The sequence below is a fragment of the Pseudomonas sp. s4 genome (assembly GCF_046764235.1).
GTDB classification, from domain to species: Bacteria; Pseudomonadota; Gammaproteobacteria; order Pseudomonadales; family Pseudomonadaceae; genus Aquipseudomonas; species Aquipseudomonas asiatica.
Window position 1 is genome coordinate 1,995,932 of sequence record NZ_CP177209.1, and the last position, 16,569, is coordinate 2,012,500.

A 16,569-nucleotide genomic window follows, 5' to 3' on the forward strand; every position below is an offset into this window, starting at 1 on the left:
GTCAGTTGCCTCGATCGCGGCCGTTGCTGACTTCTTCAGGGACCGGCTCTTTCGCCATGCGCTTGCGGAACAGCGCCGCCCGGGCCAGCAACAGTGTGGTCACCGGCACGGTGATCGACAGCAGGATCGGAATCAGCCAGGCGTGCAGCACCGGGGCTTCCTTGAGCCAAGAAAAGTAGATGATCGAAGCCAGTGCCACGCACCAGGCACCAATGGTCGAAGCCAGTGCCGGCGGGTGCATCCGCTGGAAGTAGTCCTTCAGCCGCAACAGGCCCACGGCACCGATCAGGGCGAACAGGCTGCCGGTCAGCAGCAGCGCGGCTGTGACCAGCTCCAGCCAGAAGGGGAGTTGCAGGGTTTCAGTCATTCGATCACCTCACCGCGCAGCAGGAACTTGGCCAGGGCAAACGAGCCAACGAAACCGAACAGCGCAATCAGCAGGGCACCTTCGAAGTAGGTGTCACTGGCATAACGGATTCCCAGCACCAGCATGGTCAGCATCGCCAGGATGTACAGGTAGTCCAGCGCCAGCACCCGGTCCTGGGCGGACGGGCCGCGGAACAGCCGGATAAGTGCCAGGGCCATGGCCAGGGCGAAGATGAACAGGCTGGCGAGGACAGCATTGGCGAGCAGGCCTGTCATTGGAAAATCTCCATCAGCGGGCGTTCGTAGGTGTCCTTGAAGTGCTGGATGAAGGCCGCCTCATCGTCCAGGTCGAACACATGCAGCAGCAACACGCTGCGGTCCAGGGCCAGCTCGGACCAGACCGTGCCGGGCACCACCGTGGTAATCATCGACAACGCCGCCAGGCCATGTGGGTCGTGCAGGGCCAGCGGGATGTGCACGAAGGCCGAGCGCGGCGGCTGCTTGCTGGCGCGCAGCACGCCACGGGCAACCAGGAGATTGGACATGATCACATCGATGCCGACACGGCCAATCAGCCGGGCGATGGCCAGCGGCCGTCGCACATGGGCATGCTGTGGGCGCAGCGGTGCCATCAGCAGTGGCGCCAGCACGCCGAGCGCGGCTGCCAGCAGCAGGTTGCCGGGGCTGACCGAGAGGTTCAGCAACAGCCACAGTGCGAACAGCGAAACCGATAACAGCGGTGCCGGGAACAGTCGATTCATGGCTGCACCTGTACGTCGAGCGAGGTGGGGCCAGGAATCGGCCGGGCGGCCATCACGGCTTCGATATAGGTGTCGGGGGCCTGCAGGCTGGCGGCGGTGTCCTGGGTGTAGCGCAGCAGCGGCTCGGCCCTGAAGCTGAGGATGAAGCACAGGCCGAGCAGGATGACGATGGGCAGACATTCATAGCGGCGCAGCACCGGCGACGGGCGCTCTTCAGGCTTCCAGAAGCGCTGGATGCCGACGCGGCCGAAGGCGATCAGCGAGGCCATGCCAGACAGGACCAGCAACGCCACCAGGCCCCAACCCGCCATGCCCAGCGGCTGCTCGGCAGGCACGCCCAGCCCTTGCGGGTTGAACAGCGCGCTGATCAGGTTGAGCTTGCCGACAAAGCCCGACAGCGGCGGCATGCCGATGATCAACAGGGCGCAGGCGATGAAGCTGAGGCCGAGGAAGGCCATGGTCCACGGGATGATCTGGCCGATCACAACCTTTTGTTCATCGTCGAGGTTGATACCCTTGGGCGGGTGCAGTGATTCCAGCGGTGGCGGCATGGCGTCTTCTTCGTCGTCCAGCGGTGCTTCGTTGGCCGAGCGCGAACGTTCGACCAGTTCGGCGAGCAGGAATAGCGCGCACAGCGCCAGGGTCGAATTGACCAGATAGAACAACGCCGCGCCGGTCAGCGCCGATTGCGCAAAACCGACGGCGCCGAGCAGGGTGCCGGCTGAAACCAGGATGCTGAGGGCGGCCATGCGCTCCAGGCGCTGCGCGGCCATGATCGACACTGCCGCCACCGCCAGGGTGACCAGGCCACCGTACACCAGCCATTCACCACCGAAGTGCGCCGAGGCCCCGGCCTGCCCTGAGAACAGCAGAGTCCACAGGCGCAGCACGGCATACAGGCCGACCTTGGTCATGATGGCGAACAGCGCCGCCACCGGCGCGCTGGCCGAGGCATAGGCCGGTACCAGCCAGAAGTTCAGCGGCCAGATGCCGGCCTTGACCAGGAAGGCCATGGCCAGGATCGCCGCGCCAGCGTGCAGCAGGCCACGGTCGGCCTCCGGCACCAACGGAATCTTCAGCGCCAGGTCGGCCATGTTCAGGGTGCCGGTCACGCCATACAGCATCGCTGCGCCGATCAGGAACAGCGACGAGGCGAACAGGTTGATGGCAATGTAGTGCAGGCCGGCACGCACTCGGGCGCGGCCCGAGCCATGCAGCAGCAGGCCATAGGAAGCGGCCAGCAGCACCTCGAAGAACACGAACAGGTTGAACAGGTCGGCGGTGAGGAAGGCGCCGTACAGGCCCATCAGCTGGATCTGGAACAGTGCGTGGAAGCTGGCCCCGGCACCGTCCCAGCGAGCGCGGGCAAACAGCAGGGCACTGAAACCGATGATGCCGGTGAGGGTCAGCAGCAGGGCCGACAGGTGGTCTACCACCAGCACGATGCCGAACGGTGCCGGCCAGTTGCCCGGCAGGTAGACACCGATCGATTCCGCCTGGCCCTGGGTGCGCACCCACAGCAGCAGGCTGACCGCGATGGCCAGGCCGGCAAAGGTCGACAGCAGGTTCAGCCAGGCCTTTGTCTGCCGGTGTTTCTCGCCCAGCAGCAACATCAATGCCGCGGTAACCAGGGGCAGCAGGATGGGCGCGATGATCAATTGGCTCATGCCACTCATTCGTCACGCTCCCGGCCATCCACGTGGTCGGTACCGGTCAGGCCGCGCGAGGCCAGCAACACCACCAGGAACAGCGCGGTCATGGCGAAGCTGATGACGATGGCGGTGAGCACCAGGGCCTGCGGCAGCGGGTCGGTGTAGTGCAGCAGGTCCTGGGGCACGCCGTCCTTGATGATCGGTTCCTTGCCGATGAACAGGCTGCCCATGCTGAAGATGAACAGGTTGACCCCGTACGACAGCAGGCAGAGGCCCATGATCACCTGGTAGGTTCGCGGGCGCAGGATAAGCCACACTCCCGAAGCGGCCAGCACGCCGATGGCAACTGCAATCACTTCTTCCATCAGGCGGCTCCTGCTTGGCTGGTTTTCGCCGGGTTACCCGGGCGGTAGGCGCGCACCGATTGGTGCGCCAGGGCGGTGAGGATCAGCAGGGTCGAGCCGACCACCACAGTGAACACCCCGACATCGAAGAACAGCGCGCTGGCCACGTGCACATCGCCGAGCAACGGCAGGTGCAGGTGGGCGGTATGGGTGGTGAGGAACGGGTAGCCCAGCAGCATGGCGCCCGCGCCGGTCAGGGTTGCGCACAGCAGCCCGGTGCCCATCCAGCGCAGCGGGCGCAGGCTCATCTGCGCCTCGACCCACTGGGTGCCGGCCACCATGTACTGCAGGATGAACGCCACCGACATCACCAGGCCGGCAACAAAGCCGCCACCCGGCTGGTTGTGGCCACGCATGAACAGGTACATCGACACCAGCAGGGCGATCGGCAGCAGCAAGCGCACCAGCACCGCGGGCACCATCATGAAGCCCAGGGCGGTGTCGGTGGCATGCCGCGGGTTGATCAGGTCGGTGACCACGTCGGGTGCCAGCTGACGCTGTTGCGCCGGCAGTTGCATGCTTTCCTTGGGCGGGCGGAAGCGCCGCAGCAGGGCGAACACGGTCAGCGCCACGGCCACAAGCACGGTGATTTCACCGAGGGTATCGAAGCCACGGAAGTCGACCAGCATGACATTGACGACGTTGGTGCCACCGCCCTGGGGTAGTGCCCGGCTCAGGTAGAACGAGGAAATGTCGTTCGGCGTCGGCCGGGTGAGCATGGCGTAGGACAGCACGGCCATGCCGCCACCTACCAGCACCGCCAGCAGCAGGTCGCGCAGGCGACGCATGCGCGCACGCTCGAGGCTGCCCGGCAGCGGCGATACGCCTTCGATTCGCCGCGGCAGCCAGCGCAGGCCGAGCAGGATCAGCACGGTGGTGACCACTTCCACTACCAGCTGTGTCAGGGCCAGATCGGGCGCGGAGAACCAGACGAAGGTGATGCAGGTCATCAGGCCGCAGACGCTGACCATGATCAACGCCGCCAAACGGTGATACTTGGCCTGGTAGGCAGCGCCGATGGCGCAGGCGATGGCGATCAGCCACAGCGCGACAAACACGCCCGAGCCCGGAATCTTCGGCCGGTCGCCCCAGCTGAGACCACTGTAGAGCATGGGGGTGAGGCCGGCGAGGAAGGCGGCGAGCACCAGCATGAACAGCTGCGATTGCAGGCGGCGGCTGGTGAGCAGGCGCTCGATGCGCCGCGCCAGCAGCATTAGCTGCACCTGGCCGTGTTCGAACAGGCGCTTGCCATTGAAGCGTTCGATCACCGGTGGGTAGGGGAAGCGGCCAAGGCGCAGCTGCTTGCGCAGCAGCAGGTAAAGCACGATACCGCCGCTCATGGCCACCAGGCTCATGATCAGCGGCGCGTTCCAGCCATGCCAGATGGCCAGGCTGTATTCCGGTAGGGTGCCGCCCACCACAGGCAGGGCGGCGGCGGCCAGCAGCGGGCCGACCGACTGGGCAGGGAAGATGCCCACCACCAGGCAGGTAAGCACCAGCAATTCGACCGGCGCACGCATCCAGCGTGGCGGTTCGTGTGGTGTGTGCGGGAGGTCCTGTGCAGTGGGGCCGAAGAACACATCGACGGTGAAGCGCAGGGCATAAGCCACGCTGAAGGTGCCGGCCAGGGTGGCGACCACCGGCAACGTGGCCTCGACCCAGGCAGTGGAGCTGATGAACACCGTTTCGGCGAAGAACATTTCCTTGGACAGGAAACCGTTCATCAACGGCACGCCGGCCATCGAGGCGCTGGCGACCATGGCCAGGGTGGCGGTGTATGGCACCAGGCGTATCAGCCCGCTGAGGCGGCGGATGTCACGGGTACCGCTTTCGTGGTCGATGATGCCGGCGGCCATGAACAACGAGGCCTTGAAGGTGGCGTGGTTGAGAATGTGGAACACCGCCGCGACCGCGGCCAGCGGGCTGTTCAGGCCCAGCAGCAGGGTAATCAGGCCCAGGTGGCTGATGGTCGAGTACGCCAGCAGGCCCTTGAGGTCGTTCTGGAACATGGCGGCGAAGGCGCCGAGCAGCAGGGTGAGGGCGCCAGCACCGCCTACGATCCAGAACCACTCTTCGCTGCCCGACAGCACCGGCCACAGGCGCGCCAGCAGGAACACCCCGGCCTTGACCATGGTCGCCGAGTGCAGATAAGCCGATACCGGGGTGGGCGCTGCCATGGCATGGGGCAGCCAGAACTGGAAGGGGAACTGTGCGCTCTTGCTCAGGGCGCCGATGAGGATCAGCGGCAGCAGCACCGGGTACAGCGCATGCTGGCGGATGGTGTTGCCGGCAGCCAGGACCTTGTCCAGGTCGTAGCTGCCGACCACATGGCCGAGCAGCAGGGCACCCACCAGCAGGCACAAGCCGCCCGCGCCCGTGACCATCAGCGCCATGTAGGCGCCACGGCGGGCGTCGGCACGGTGGTGCCAGTAGCCAATCAGCAGGAACGAGAACAGGCTGGTGAGTTCCCAGAAGAACACCAGCTGGATCAGGTTGCCGGAGATCACCAGGCCGAGCATGGCGCCCATGAAGGCGAGGAAGAAGGCGAAGAAGCGCGGCACCGGGTCTTGTGGCGACATGTAGTAGCGGGCATACAGCGAAACCAGCGTACCGATGCCCAGCACCAGCAGCGAGAACAGCCAGGCGAAGCCGTCCATGCGCAGCACCAGGTTCAACCCCAGGCTGGGCAGCCAGAGGAACTCTTCGCGAATCACGCCACCGTGGGCAACCTGAGGGTACAGCAGTGCTACCTGGACAGTGCCGACCAGGGCCACGAGCCCGGCGAGAATGGACTCCGCGTTACGTGCGTTGTGCGGCAGCACTGCTGCCAGGCAACTGCCCACGAACGGCAGAAGCAATAGCACTATCAATGACATAGCGTTCTATTCTGGAGAAGTTTGCAAAGAATCATACGTGCCGAGGGGTTGATCACCAACACGCAAGCTGTCGCAGAATCCTACAAACAGGCTGTGACAAGCTGTTTTTTTATAACAGATTCTTACAAAGCATAGCCGCAGTTGGCGGCTTTACAGGCCAGCCTGGCGTTCACCTTCATCCGTCACTTCCCGCGATTCGGCCACCTCGCGCGGGCGGCGCACCTTGAGTTCGCTGACCACCACCGCGATCACGATCAGCAGGCCGCCGAGCAGTGCCACGCCCGGCAGGCGCTCACCGGCGATGCGCCCGACGATCCCGGCCCATACTGGTTCGCCGGCATAGATGAGGGTGGCGCGGGTGGGCGAGACCGACTTCTGCGCCCAGTTCATGGCTACCTGGATCACCGCGCTCATGGCGCCCAGGCCCACGGCACTGGTCAGCAGCAGCCAGGAAAAATCGGGTATGCGCTCCTGGGTCGGCACGATCATCAGGAACGCCAGCAGCGAGGCGGTCGCCAGCTGCACCACGGTGACCCGGCGCACATCGACCTGCCCGGCGTAGCGGCTGATCAGGATGATTTCGCCGGCAATGGCCACGGCGCTGACCAGGGTTACCAGCTCGCCTTCGCTGAAGTGCAGGCTGCCACCCTCCGGACCGGCCAGCAGCATCAGGCCGATGAACGCCAGGCCGATACCGATGCTGGGCATCAGGCCGGGGCGCCGGCCCAGCACCAGCCATTGCAGCAGCGGCACGAACGGCACGTACAGCGCGGTGATGAACGCCGACTGGCTGCTGCTGATGGTTTGCAGGCCCATGGTCTGCAGGCCGTAGCCGAGCATGATCGACACCCCGATCAGCATGCCGGCCTTCAGTTCGGTGAAGGTCAGCCCTGGCAGCGCCCGCGCCGAGACCACCCCGACGAACAGCGCGGCTGCGGCGAAGCGCAGGCCGACGAAGAACATCGGGCCGCTGACGCTCATCACGTTGTGCACCAGCAGGAAGGTGCCGCCCCACAGCATGGTGATGAACACCAGCACCAATTCGGCCTTGCTCAGGCGAAAGGCAATGGCAGGGGTCGGTTTGCTGCTGGGCTGGCTCATGGTCTTGCGCACTCGGAGGGGGCGGCGCACAATCGCCGCAAAGTGGGCAGTATACTGCGCAATACCGACCAGTGAGCAATATAGTGCACAAAGATTCCTCGCACCGGGCATCGGTGCTGCAACATGTCAGCCTCAATGTACGCAGCCTGCGCAACGCCGCGGGTATGAGCCAGACGGCGTTGGCGGAGCGTTCCGGGGTCAGCCGGCGCATGCTGGTGGCGATCGAGGCGGGCGAGAAGAATGTCAGCCTGACTACTCTCGACCTGATTGCCGAGGCCTTGGGCGTGGCTTTCAGTACTCTGATCCAGGCACCTGACCAGCGCGACCCCGGGCGCATCGAAGAGTTGGCCTGGGCCGGGGAGCACCCGCAGAGTCGGGCGGTGCTGCTGGGCAGCAGCGTGGCGCGGCGCGAGGTGGAACTGTGGGAATGGACCCTGGCACCGGGCGAGTGCTATTCCAGCGAGGCTGATGCCGAAGGCTGGAGCGAGCAGATTTATGTGGCGCAAGGGCAACTGACGCTGATTATCGAAGGGGTCGAGCATCGCCTGCAGGTCGGGCAGTTCCATGTGTTTCCCAGTAACTGCCGGTATGCCTATCGCAACGATGGGGCGGTGGCGGTGCGGTTTGTGCGCAATGTGGTGATTTGATCGAGAGGTGTTGCTGCCTCCAGGGCCTCATCGCCGGCAAGCCAGCTCCCACAGGTTCGCCACTGGCTATGAGCCTGAAGGTGGACCTGTGGGAGCTGGCTTGCCGGCGATGAGGCCCGTATGGGCAACCAAGGTTCGCGGTCAGTCTCCTATCAACTCATCGGTCCTGACCACCTTGGCATAGGCAAACGCCAACGCCGCCATCACCGAATCATGCACCTGCGCCGCCGGCACCCGCTTGCCATTGAACTCCAGTGGCAGCGTGGCACAGGCGTCGTGCGCCACGGTCACGTCGTAACCCAGGTCGGCCGCGGCCCGGGTGGCGGCGTCGATGCACATGTGGCTCATGCTGCCGACGATGGTCAGGGCCTCGATGCCATGCCGGTCCAGCGTGTGCTCAAGGTCGGTACCGAGGAAGGCGTTGACCTTGTGCTTGAGCACCACCGGCTCACCGGCTTGAGGCTCGACCTTGGCATGGATCGCCGCACCCTGCGAGCCTGGCGCGAAGAACGGCGCATCGGCGCTTTCGAACTCATGCCGCACATGCACCACCAAGTCGCCCCGTTGACGCGCTGCCGCCAACAGGCGGGCAGCATTGTCGGCCGCCTGGTCGGCACCATCGAGGGTCCATTTGCCGCCCGGGAAGTAGTCGTTCTGGATGTCGATGATGATCAGCGCCTGCTTGCTCATGCTGCCTCCTGTGGCAGTAGTCGTTGGATGACGTTAGTTATAGGCTGTGTGCACTGACCTGAGGATTGGCGCGAACGACACTATGCAGGCAAAAACTGACAACCCCGCCAGCCTGGACATCGGCCTGCTGCTGTACCCCGGCGCGCAGCGTGCTGCCGTGCATGGGCTGGCCGACCTTTTCCTGGTAGCCAACCGGGTGGTTGCCGAACTGGGTGCTGTCGAGTTGCCATCGGCGCGTATCAGCTTTTGGCAGGCAGACGAGGCAGGGCGGTTGCAGCTTGCCCCTGAGGGCCCGCCTGCCGCCGCGGCCGATCTGCGGGTGCTGATCATTCCGCCAAGCCTGGAGTCGGCACCACAGGGTGAGCTGCTTGAGCGCCATCGCGCGTCGTTGTGCCAGTTGCACGGGCACGGCACGGTGCTGGCATCGGTGTGCATCGGGGTGTTCTTCATCGCCGCCAGTGGTCTGCTCGACGGGCGCCCGGCCTGTACCCACTGGAACTACGTGCATTCGCTTGCCCAGCGTTTTCCCAAGGTGCGGGTCGAGGCCCAGCAGCCGTTGCTGGACGATGGCGACATCGTCACTTCGGCCGGGCTGATGGCCTGGACCGACCTGGGCTTGCGCTTGCTGGAGCGCTTCATGGGCGCGACGGTGGCGCGGGAAACTGCCCGCTACCTGGCGGTCGACCCGGTCGCGGCGCCACTGCCCGGTGCAGTGTTCAACCCACGCCTGGACCATGGTGATGAAGCAGTGCTGAAAGTGCAGCACTGGTTGCAGGGCAACGGTGGGCAGGATGCCGACCTGGCCAGCATGGCCGCATGCGCGGGGCTGGAGGAACGCACTTTCCTGCGGCGTTTTCGTGCTGCCACGGGGCTACGGCCGACCGAGTACTGCCAGCAGGTGAGGGTGGGGCGTGCGTGCCGCTTGCTGGAGTTCACCCGGCGCAATGTCGAGCAGATCGCCTGGGGCGTCGGTTACCAGGACCCGGGTGCGTTTCGCAAGGTGTTTCAGCGCATCACCGGCCTGACCCCGAGTGATTATCGGCGGCGCTTCGCGGTATCGGGTTAGGGCGCGGGGGCGTTCCCGGTGCGGAAACCGCTTGACCTTGATATAACTTGAGGTTTTACCCTGCTCTGCATCGCGCTGTAGGCGTCCGTGACCAGGAGACCGTTCATGACGGCAACATCCCATGCCCTGTGGTTTACCCAGATGATCGAATTTGAAGTGCCTGGCAAGTTCCAGCAGGCCTTGGCCCAAGCGCTGGTGGCGCGCAGCGAAGAGCTGGCCGCGCGTTGCGAAGGACTGCAGGGCGTCAGTATTCAGGCCAGCGACGATGGCAGCCGGGTGCTGCAGTACCTGCAGTGGCAATCCCGCCAGGCGTGGGCAGCGGCGGCCGTATATTTCGTCGGGGAACCTTTCCTCGACCTGCTTGGCCAGTACCAGGCGCGTGGCGTCAACTTTGCTGCCTACCAGACGCTGCGCAGCCTGGTGCGCGGTGCCGATGGCGGCCTGCATTGCCAGGTGGGTGAGCCTCAGGCATACCAGGGTGCGTAGTGCGGGTAGCGATCCAGGCGGGCGCCAATGACCATTTCGCTGACCCATGCCGCCAGGATCGAACTGTAGGCTTTCTGGCTCTCTTCGCTGGACAGCGCGTGGTCGGCACCGTCGACGATGCGGTGGGTGAGCGAATGGGCGCTGACGAATGCCGAGCGGTAGCTCATCAAGGTGCTGTGCGGTACGTAGTCGTCCTGCTCGGACTCGACCAGCAGTACATCGCCACCGAACTCGGCACAGGCTGCCAGTGCGCGGTTGTCTGCCGGGCCGAGCAGGCGTTGGCGATAGGCGTTCAGCCGTTGCCGGTCGAGGGTTTGCTTGGGGAGGTTCCATTCGTCGTCCCAGTACATCGCGGGTACCCTGAGGGCCAGCCATTTGACCGGCCGCTCACGGGTCAGCAAGGTGGCCAGGTAGCCGCCATAGCTGCTACCGATGATGGCGATGGCACTGGTGTCGACGGCTGGGTGGCTTGCCAGCCGGTCGTATGCCACCAGCAGGTCGGTCAGGTTCTGTTCGCGGGTTACCGTCAGCCGTTGGCTTTCGGTTTTTTCGTGGCCGCGCAGGTCGAAGGTCATGCATACGCAGCCCAGCCCGGTGATATGCCGGGCGCGGGCCAGGTCGCGTTGCTGGCTGCCACCCCAGCCGTGGACGAAGAGAATGCCCGGCATCTTGCTGCCGGGGCTGACCAAGGTGCCGACGATGCTGTCATCCTCGACCTGGAGTTCAACGGTTTCACTTTGAATGGTCATGTTCGCGAATCCGCGCAAATTTGCTGAGTTGTCCGAGTTCACTGTCGTTTCCTTGGTAAAAGAGGGTGGCGTCAGTGGGTAGTTCGGGGGCGCCGAACACTTCATGGGTGGAGGCACGTACCCGTTGCAATGCCGGGTCGTCGGCGAACGCCTGCAAGGCCAGCAGTTCGGCACTGCTGGCACCGCCCAGGCGCCAGGATTGCTCGAGTACGCCGCTGCGCAGGTGGCCCTGTGGGTTCACGCCGCGGGCAATGTCGTAGTTGCGCCGCGAGGCGATGAAGCCGGGGAAGTGCTGCTCGGCGGCCTGTTCGTAGGCCATCGCCTGGTTGATGGCCAGGCGCAGCGGCTCATCCAGCGGCAGTTGCAGCAGTGCCTGGTAGTCACCGCGTACCACTACCAGGTCGGAGCCGCCATACACTTCCGTGCCCTGATGGTCGCGGGTAAGTTGCTGGGTGCCGTGATAGCTGCAGGTCAGGCCGGCGACACGTACCTGGCCAACGCTGAAGGTTTGCACTTCGCTCAGGTCTTCCTCGAGCACCAACCCCCATAGCGCAAGGTCCTGGTCATCCATGCCGGCCAGCAGCGGTTCCAGCTCATCCGCCGTGGTTATGACCTGTTGCCCACGGCCTGCGCAGGCCAGTACCGGCTTGATTCGCAACGGGCCGTCCGTCAGTAACAGCTGTGCGGCGGTCCGTGCATCGGCCTTGCTGAATACGGTGTAGCCGCGCAGCAGGGCGTCGCAGGCTTGCCGTGCGAAGGCATCGGTCCAGCCCGGCGGGAAACTGGCCCCGGCCGGCAGCGGGTGGGAAATCGCCTTGGTCGCCATGTAGGGGTGTGCGACCAGGCCACCGAAAAGGTCCTGTTCGCTGCAGATGCCGAGGGCGGCATGGCGTTCGGGATCGACCAGGGTTTCGGTGGGCAGGTAGTAGTAGCCGTCGGTGGCGCTTGGTGGCTGGCTGGGTTGCACGTGCGGGCAGCCCAGAAGGCGGGCCAGGCCATCGGCAAGCTTCAGGTGCACGGCATGCTCGTGGTCGGGGGTGTGCGCGCGGGTGTCGAGCAGCACCACGCCGCTTTTAGGGGCGCAGGCGTTGGGCATGGTCATTTGCCTGTGTGCAATGAATGTACTGAGTGTGAAGCCGGTGCTTTGTGGAAGTTCAGCGGAACTGGATCGGTGGTTCTGGCCCGTCTGTAGGAAATGTCCGGTATGCGCAGGGCGTCACGGGCAATGCATGCCGTGTGTCGGTCGCCAAGATTGCAGGGCTTCGGCGGCTGTTCCATTATCGGCACACTGGATAAACCGTGATGTAGCCGCAGGAGAGCGCATGAACGTTCAGACCACCCTTGGGCAAAGCGTGCCGCAGCGTTTGGCGCTGGTTCGCCAGGCCATGGCCGCAGAGGGCATCGATGCCTTGCTGGTACCTTCGGCCGACCCCCATCTTTCCGAATATCTGCCTGGTTACTGGCAAGGGCGCCAGTGGCTTTCGGGTTTCCATGGCTCGGTCGGCACGCTGGTCGTCACAGCTGGCTTTGCCGGGTTGTGGGTCGATAGCCGCTACTGGGAACAGGCGGAACACGAGCTGGCAGGCAGTGGCATCGAGCTGATGAAGCTGCTGCCGGGCAAGCCTGGTGCGCTGGAATGGCTGGGCGATCACGTCGAGCCCAACGGCAGCGTGGCGGTAGATGGTGCGGTCATGGCGCTGGCTTCGGCGCGCCAACTGAGCGATCGGCTGAAGGCGCGCGGGGCGCGATTGGTGACTGACAAGGACCTGCTGGGCCAGGTCTGGGAAGGGCGCCCGGCGCTGCCAGGCAACCCGGTCTACCAGCATTTGCCGCCGCACGCCACGGTGAACCGTGCGGAAAAACTGGCGCAGTTGCGCCAGAGCGTGCAGGCCAAGGGGGCCGATTGGCATTTCATCGCCACCCTGGATGACATCGCCTGGCTGTTCAACCTGCGCGGTAGCGATGTTTCCTACAATCCGGTGTTCGTGGCCTTTGCCCTGATCAGCCAGCAGCAGGCCATCCTGTTCGTCGGCCAGGACAAGCTCGACGAACATCTACGCAAGGTGCTTGCGGCCGACGGTATCGAAGTGCGTGACTACGCCGAAGCAGGCAAGGCCCTTGCCGCCATGCCGGCCGGCAGCCGATTGCTGGTCGACCCGGCCCGGGTGACCTGCGGCCTGCTGGATAACCTGCCGGCCGAGGTGGAGCTGGTCGAGGGCCTCAACCCCAGCACCTTGAGCAAGTCGTGCAAGGGTGATGAGGACCTGGTGCACATCCGGCAGGTGATGGAGCAGGATGGCGCGGCCCTGTGCGAATTCTTCGCCTGGCTCGAGGCCAACCTTGGTCGTGAGCTGGTTACCGAGCTGACGATCGACGAGCAGTTGAGTGCCGCCCGTGCCCGCCGCCCAGGCTTCGTGTCGTTGAGCTTCTCGACCATTGCCGCCTTCAACGGCAATGGCGCGATGCCGCATTACCGCGCCACGGAACAGTCGCACGCGGTCATCGAGGGCGATGGTCTGCTGCTGATCGATTCGGGCGGGCAGTACCTGGGGGGCACCACCGACATCACGCGCATGGTGCCGGTGGGCAACCCGAGCCTTGCACAGAAGCAGGATTGCACACGCGTGCTCAAAGGCATGATCGCCCTGTCGCGTGCCACCTTCCCGCGGGGCGTGCTATCGCCGTTGCTCGACGCCATTGCCCGGGCACCGATCTGGGCTGACCAGGTGGATTACGGCCACGGCACCGGGCATGGTGTGGGCTACTTCATGAACGTGCACGAGGGGCCGCAGGTAATTGCCTACCAGGCGGCACCCACGCCGCAGACCGCGATGCAGGTGGGCATGATCAGCTCGATCGAGCCGGGTACGTACCGCCCAGGGCAGTGGGGAGTGCGCATCGAGAACCTGGTGGTCAATCGCGAGGTCGGCAAGAGCGCCTTCGGCGACTTCCTGAACTTCGAGACCCTGACGCTATGCCCGATCGATACCCGCTGCCTGGTGCCCGAGTTGTTGTCCAGGGAAGAACTGGACTGGTTGAATGGCTATCACGCCAGAGTACGCGAGCGTCTGGCGCCGTTGCTCAAGGATGACGCGCTGGCCTGGCTGGAGGCGCGCACCGCGCCCTTGTAAGGTGGCAAATGAAAAGGGCAGCTTGCGAGCTGCCCTTTTTTCTACTTGCAGATGACGATCATGCTGCGGCTGGTGTAACCCGCCGGGTTGATGCCGAACAAGTAGTCACCGGGTTCTTCATCGCTATCGCCCGAGCGTGCAATGACCCGGTATCCGCGCGTGCTGCAGGAGCTTGCGGCCTTGCTGTAGCAGTTGTCCCACGAGGAAGACAGGCCGGAGCAATTGATATGCAGGCCTTTCTTGCCCTTTTTGACCTCGGTCTTGGCCGTGGCGGCACATCCAGCAATAGCCAAGATGGCCAGGATGAGCAAAATACGTTTCATTCCTGTCCTTAAATGCAGGGCGGATCAGCTGCCTGGCCCTGTCGTTATCGCTTTGGTTCTTCCTGAAATTTCCCCAGCGTCCGTGTTCGGTCCAGTAAATAGCGTATAGATGATGATTCTGTGACAGCTTAATCAGCGAGACGGGTCGCTACAATCACTAATCCTGTCTCAAATGAAAATATTTCTCATATCAGTCAGTGGCAACGACCGGGCTGGGTTCCTTGCGCATGGACAGGGTGGTGCCGACAGACGCGGTGATGATCGCCAGAATAGCCAGCCACTGGGTAATCGTCAGTACCTCGCCCAGGAACAGCAGGCCGGACAATGCGCCGAATGCTGGCTCGATACTCATGAGGGTGCCGAAGGTGCGTGCCGGGATACGCGTGAGGGCAACCATTTCCAGGCTGTAGGGCAGGGCGGTGGACAACACCGCGACGCCTAGCGCCATGGGGATCAGGGCAGGTGTGAGCAATGCGCTGCCGGCGTGGGCGATACCGATGGGGGCAACGAACAGCGCGGCCACCACTACGCCCAGTGCGGCACTCTGGATACCATGCTCGGCCCCGGCACGTTGCCCGAACAGGATGTACAGCGCCCAGCATACGCCCGCGCCCAGGGCATAGGCAGCGCCGACCGGGTCGAGGGCCTGCCCGCCATGGCCGGCAGGCAGCAACAGCAGCAGGCCGACGATGGCCAGGGCAATCCACAGGAAGTCGATCGGCCGGCGCGAGGAGAAGATTGCCACGGCCAGCGGGCCGGTGAATTCCAGTGCCACGGCAATGCCGATCGGTACCGTTTGCAGGGCCATATAGAAGAGGAAGTTCATGCCGCCCAGCGCCATGCCGTAGATGATGACGTTGCGCAGGGTATTGCGGGTCATGCGCACACGCCAAGGGCGCAGGATAAGCAGCATGATGATGCTGGCGAAGATCAGGCGCAGGGTGGTGGTGCCTTGCGCGCCGATGATGGGGAACATGCTTTTGGCCAGGGAGGCACCGGACTGTATCGATGCCATGGCGATGAGCAGCAGGCCGATCGGGAAGAGGGTAGCGGCCAGGCTGCGGGGCTGGGTGTTCATTTCTGCGCGACGATCCTTGAGCGGGATTGGGGTGAGCAATATAGTGCGCAAATACGGTGGGTGGGGGCAAGGTGCCCGGCGTTGTTATTTCGGTGCTCGATCTCACCGGCGCTGCAAGGCTCGCGGCGAGCACCATGCGGCCCTGACGCGGTCTTTTTCAAAAAAACCTAAATTATTGAAATTAAAGGTTGACCTCCTGAAACACCGCCCTATAATGCGCACCACTCCAACGCGGTAGCGAAGCAAAGCCAGCCACCATGTTGAGTCAAGTGTTTGAAGCTAAACGAGTTTCTCGCAAAAAACTTCAAAATAAACGCTTGACAGCAAATGAGGAAAGCGTATAATGCGCGCCTCGGTTGAAGCGAAACGCTCTTAACCAAACGCTCTTTAACAAATCGAATCAAGCAATTCGTGTGGGTGCTTGTGAGTGCGGACTGATAGTCACAAAGATTATCAGCATCACAAGTGGCCATGCGAGAAATCACATAGTCATTTGAGATTGCTGAGCCAAGTTTAGGGTTTCTTAAAAAACCCAAGCAGTATTGAACTGAAGAGTTTGATCATGGCTCAGATTGAACGCTGGCGGCAGGCCTAACACATGCAAGTCGAGCGGATGACGGGAGCTTGCTCCTTGATTCAGCGGCGGACGGGTGAGTAATGCCTAGGAATCTGCCTGGTAGTGGGGGACAACGTTTCGAAAGGAACGCTAATACCGCATACGTCCTACGGGAGAAAGCAGGGGACCTTCGGGCCTTGCGCTATCAGATGAGCCTAGGTCGGATTAGCTAGTTGGTGAGGTAATGGCTCACCAAGGCGACGATCCGTAACTGGTCTGAGAGGATGATCAGTCACACTGGAACTGAGACACGGTCCAGACTCCTACGGGAGGCAGCAGTGGGGAATATTGGACAATGGGCGAAAGCCTGATCCAGCCATGCCGCGTGTGTGAAGAAGGTCTTCGGATTGTAAAGCACTTTAAGTTGGGAGGAAGGGCAGTAAGTTAATACCTTGCTGTTTTGACGTTACCGACAGAATAAGCACCGGCTAACTCTGTGCCAGCAGCCGCGGTAATACAGAGGGTGCAAGCGTTAATCGGAATTACTGGGCGTAAAGCGCGCGTAGGTGGTTCGTTAAGTTGGATGTGAAAGCCCCGGGCTCAACCTGGGAACTGCATCCAAAACTGGCGAGCTAGAGTACGGTAGAGGGTGGTGGAATTTCCTGTGTAGCGGTGAAATGCGT

The 16,569-nt window shown here is 63.4% G+C and carries 15 protein-coding genes, 1 rRNA gene and 1 pseudogene (1 of these 17 running past the window's edge); 5 read left to right on the forward strand and 12 right to left on the reverse strand.

Going from position 1 to position 16,569, the window contains the following annotated elements:
• Position 1: 1 nt before the first annotated feature.
• The 7 genes from ACK56M_RS09305 to ACK56M_RS09335 all read right to left on the reverse strand — a co-directional run bounded on the left by ACK56M_RS09305 (position 2) and on the right by ACK56M_RS09335 (position 7,160).
• Entirely contained in the window at positions 2-367 is a 366-nt protein-coding gene (locus ACK56M_RS09305; protein ID WP_411959378.1) for a Na+/H+ antiporter subunit G, read from the reverse strand.
• Entirely contained in the window at positions 364-642 is a 279-nt protein-coding gene (locus ACK56M_RS09310; protein ID WP_003259015.1) for a K+/H+ antiporter subunit F, read from the reverse strand. Before ACK56M_RS09310 ends, ACK56M_RS09305 begins: the two co-directional genes overlap by 4 nt.
• A complete protein-coding gene (locus tag ACK56M_RS09315) occupies positions 639-1,127 on the reverse strand; it encodes a Na+/H+ antiporter subunit E (RefSeq protein WP_015269658.1) in 489 nt (162 codons plus the stop codon). The genes ACK56M_RS09310 and ACK56M_RS09315 overlap by 4 nt, the downstream gene beginning before the upstream one ends.
• Positions 1,124-2,803, reverse strand: a complete 1,680-nt coding sequence (locus tag ACK56M_RS09320; protein WP_015269659.1) for a monovalent cation/H+ antiporter subunit D — start codon at positions 2,801-2,803, stop codon at positions 1,124-1,126. Before ACK56M_RS09320 ends, ACK56M_RS09315 begins: the two co-directional genes overlap by 4 nt.
• On the reverse strand, positions 2,800-3,144 hold the full coding sequence (locus ACK56M_RS09325; protein ID WP_013971840.1) for a Na+/H+ antiporter subunit C: 345 nt from the start codon (positions 3,142-3,144) through the stop codon (positions 2,800-2,802). The genes ACK56M_RS09320 and ACK56M_RS09325 overlap by 4 nt, the downstream gene beginning before the upstream one ends.
• Positions 3,144-6,059, reverse strand: a complete 2,916-nt coding sequence (locus tag ACK56M_RS09330; RefSeq protein ID WP_015269660.1) for a monovalent cation/H+ antiporter subunit A — start codon at positions 6,057-6,059, stop codon at positions 3,144-3,146. The genes ACK56M_RS09325 and ACK56M_RS09330 overlap by 1 nt, the downstream gene beginning before the upstream one ends.
• 150 nt (positions 6,060-6,209) lie before the next feature.
• Positions 6,210-7,160 (reverse strand): DMT family transporter, encoded by a 951-nt coding sequence (locus ACK56M_RS09335; RefSeq protein WP_015269661.1) that lies wholly within the window; start codon positions 7,158-7,160, stop codon positions 6,210-6,212.
• 83 nt (positions 7,161-7,243) lie between these two features.
• Between ACK56M_RS09335 and ACK56M_RS09340 the strand changes: the two genes are divergently transcribed.
• Positions 7,244-7,807, forward strand: a complete 564-nt coding sequence (locus ACK56M_RS09340; RefSeq protein ID WP_015269662.1) for a helix-turn-helix domain-containing protein — start codon at positions 7,244-7,246, stop codon at positions 7,805-7,807.
• A 141-nt stretch (positions 7,808-7,948) separates the two neighbouring features.
• On the opposite strand, the gene ACK56M_RS09345 is transcribed toward ACK56M_RS09340, so the two are convergent.
• Positions 7,949-8,497, reverse strand: a complete 549-nt coding sequence (locus ACK56M_RS09345) for a cysteine hydrolase family protein (RefSeq protein ID WP_015269663.1) — start codon at positions 8,495-8,497, stop codon at positions 7,949-7,951.
• 82 nt (positions 8,498-8,579) lie between these two features.
• Between ACK56M_RS09345 and ACK56M_RS09350 the strand changes: the two genes are divergently transcribed.
• Together ACK56M_RS09350 and ACK56M_RS09355 are read left to right on the forward strand one after the other, a co-directional pair.
• Positions 8,580-9,563: a GlxA family transcriptional regulator gene (locus ACK56M_RS09350; RefSeq protein ID WP_217190063.1), complete on the forward strand. Its 984-nt coding sequence runs from the start codon at positions 8,580-8,582 to the stop codon at positions 9,561-9,563.
• A 105-nt stretch (positions 9,564-9,668) separates the two neighbouring features.
• Positions 9,669-10,049 carry an antibiotic biosynthesis monooxygenase gene (locus tag ACK56M_RS09355; protein WP_015269665.1) on the forward strand — a complete coding sequence of 127 codons (381 nt, stop codon included), beginning with the start codon at positions 9,669-9,671 and terminating at the stop codon, positions 10,047-10,049.
• On the opposite strand, the gene ACK56M_RS09360 is transcribed toward ACK56M_RS09355, so the two are convergent.
• Together ACK56M_RS09360 and ACK56M_RS09365 are read right to left on the reverse strand one after the other, a co-directional pair.
• A complete protein-coding gene (locus ACK56M_RS09360; RefSeq protein ID WP_054572859.1) occupies positions 10,028-10,798 on the reverse strand; it encodes an alpha/beta hydrolase family protein in 771 nt (256 codons plus the stop codon). The two genes, ACK56M_RS09355 and ACK56M_RS09360, sit on opposite strands and share 22 nt — an antisense overlap.
• The gene (locus ACK56M_RS09365; protein WP_054572858.1) at positions 10,782-11,900 is read right to left on the reverse strand and encodes a DUF3182 family protein; all 1,119 of its coding nucleotides are present in this window, start codon (positions 11,898-11,900) and stop codon (positions 10,782-10,784) included. Before ACK56M_RS09365 ends, ACK56M_RS09360 begins: the two co-directional genes overlap by 17 nt.
• Before the next feature lie 220 nt (positions 11,901-12,120).
• Here ACK56M_RS09365 and ACK56M_RS09370 point away from each other — a divergent pair, with 220 nt between their 5' ends.
• Positions 12,121-13,929 carry an aminopeptidase P family protein gene (locus tag ACK56M_RS09370; protein ID WP_054572857.1) on the forward strand — a complete coding sequence of 603 codons (1,809 nt, stop codon included), beginning with the start codon at positions 12,121-12,123 and terminating at the stop codon, positions 13,927-13,929.
• Positions 13,930-13,970: 41 nt separating this feature from the next.
• Here ACK56M_RS09370 and ACK56M_RS09375 read toward each other — a convergent pair whose 3' ends face one another.
• Both ACK56M_RS09375 and rhtA read right to left on the reverse strand, forming a co-directional pair.
• A complete protein-coding gene (locus ACK56M_RS09375) occupies positions 13,971-14,252 on the reverse strand; it encodes a hypothetical protein (RefSeq protein WP_003259745.1) in 282 nt (93 codons plus the stop codon).
• Positions 14,253-14,420: 168 nt separating this feature from the next.
• A pseudogene (rhtA, locus tag ACK56M_RS09380) lies at positions 14,421-15,330 on the reverse strand (threonine/homoserine exporter RhtA).
• A gap of 544 nt (positions 15,331-15,874) precedes the next feature.
• Here rhtA and ACK56M_RS09385 point away from each other — a divergent pair.
• Positions 15,875-16,569 (forward strand): 16S ribosomal RNA (locus ACK56M_RS09385); it runs 842 nt beyond the window's last position.

Bases quoted from the DNA above. Each gene is read 5' to 3' on its own strand.
- ACK56M_RS09370 (WP_054572857.1), top strand. From the start codon at position 12,121: ATGAACGTTCAGACCACCCTTGGGCAAAGCGTGCCGCAGCGTTTGGCG.
- ACK56M_RS09310 (WP_003259015.1), bottom strand. From the start codon at position 642: ATGACAGGCCTGCTCGCCAATGCTGTCCTCGCCAGCCTGTTCATCTTC.
- ACK56M_RS09335 (WP_015269661.1), bottom strand. From the start codon at position 7,160: ATGAGCCAGCCCAGCAGCAAACCGACCCCTGCCATTGCCTTTCGCCTG.
- ACK56M_RS09305 (WP_411959378.1), bottom strand. From the start codon at position 367: ATGACTGAAACCCTGCAACTCCCCTTCTGGCTGGAGCTGGTCACAGCC.
- ACK56M_RS09365 (WP_054572858.1), bottom strand. From the start codon at position 11,900: ATGACCATGCCCAACGCCTGCGCCCCTAAAAGCGGCGTGGTGCTGCTC.
- ACK56M_RS09315 (WP_015269658.1), bottom strand. From the start codon at position 1,127: ATGAATCGACTGTTCCCGGCACCGCTGTTATCGGTTTCGCTGTTCGCA.
- ACK56M_RS09320 (WP_015269659.1), bottom strand. From the start codon at position 2,803: ATGAGTGGCATGAGCCAATTGATCATCGCGCCCATCCTGCTGCCCCTG.
- ACK56M_RS09325 (WP_013971840.1), bottom strand. From the start codon at position 3,144: ATGGAAGAAGTGATTGCAGTTGCCATCGGCGTGCTGGCCGCTTCGGGA.
- ACK56M_RS09345 (WP_015269663.1), bottom strand. From the start codon at position 8,497: ATGAGCAAGCAGGCGCTGATCATCATCGACATCCAGAACGACTACTTC.
- ACK56M_RS09360 (WP_054572859.1), bottom strand. From the start codon at position 10,798: ATGACCATTCAAAGTGAAACCGTTGAACTCCAGGTCGAGGATGACAGC.
- ACK56M_RS09330 (WP_015269660.1), bottom strand. From the start codon at position 6,059: ATGTCATTGATAGTGCTATTGCTTCTGCCGTTCGTGGGCAGTTGCCTG.
- ACK56M_RS09375 (WP_003259745.1), bottom strand. From the start codon at position 14,252: ATGAAACGTATTTTGCTCATCCTGGCCATCTTGGCTATTGCTGGATGT.
- ACK56M_RS09355 (WP_015269665.1), top strand. From the start codon at position 9,669: ATGACGGCAACATCCCATGCCCTGTGGTTTACCCAGATGATCGAATTT.
- ACK56M_RS09350 (WP_217190063.1), top strand. From the start codon at position 8,580: ATGCAGGCAAAAACTGACAACCCCGCCAGCCTGGACATCGGCCTGCTG.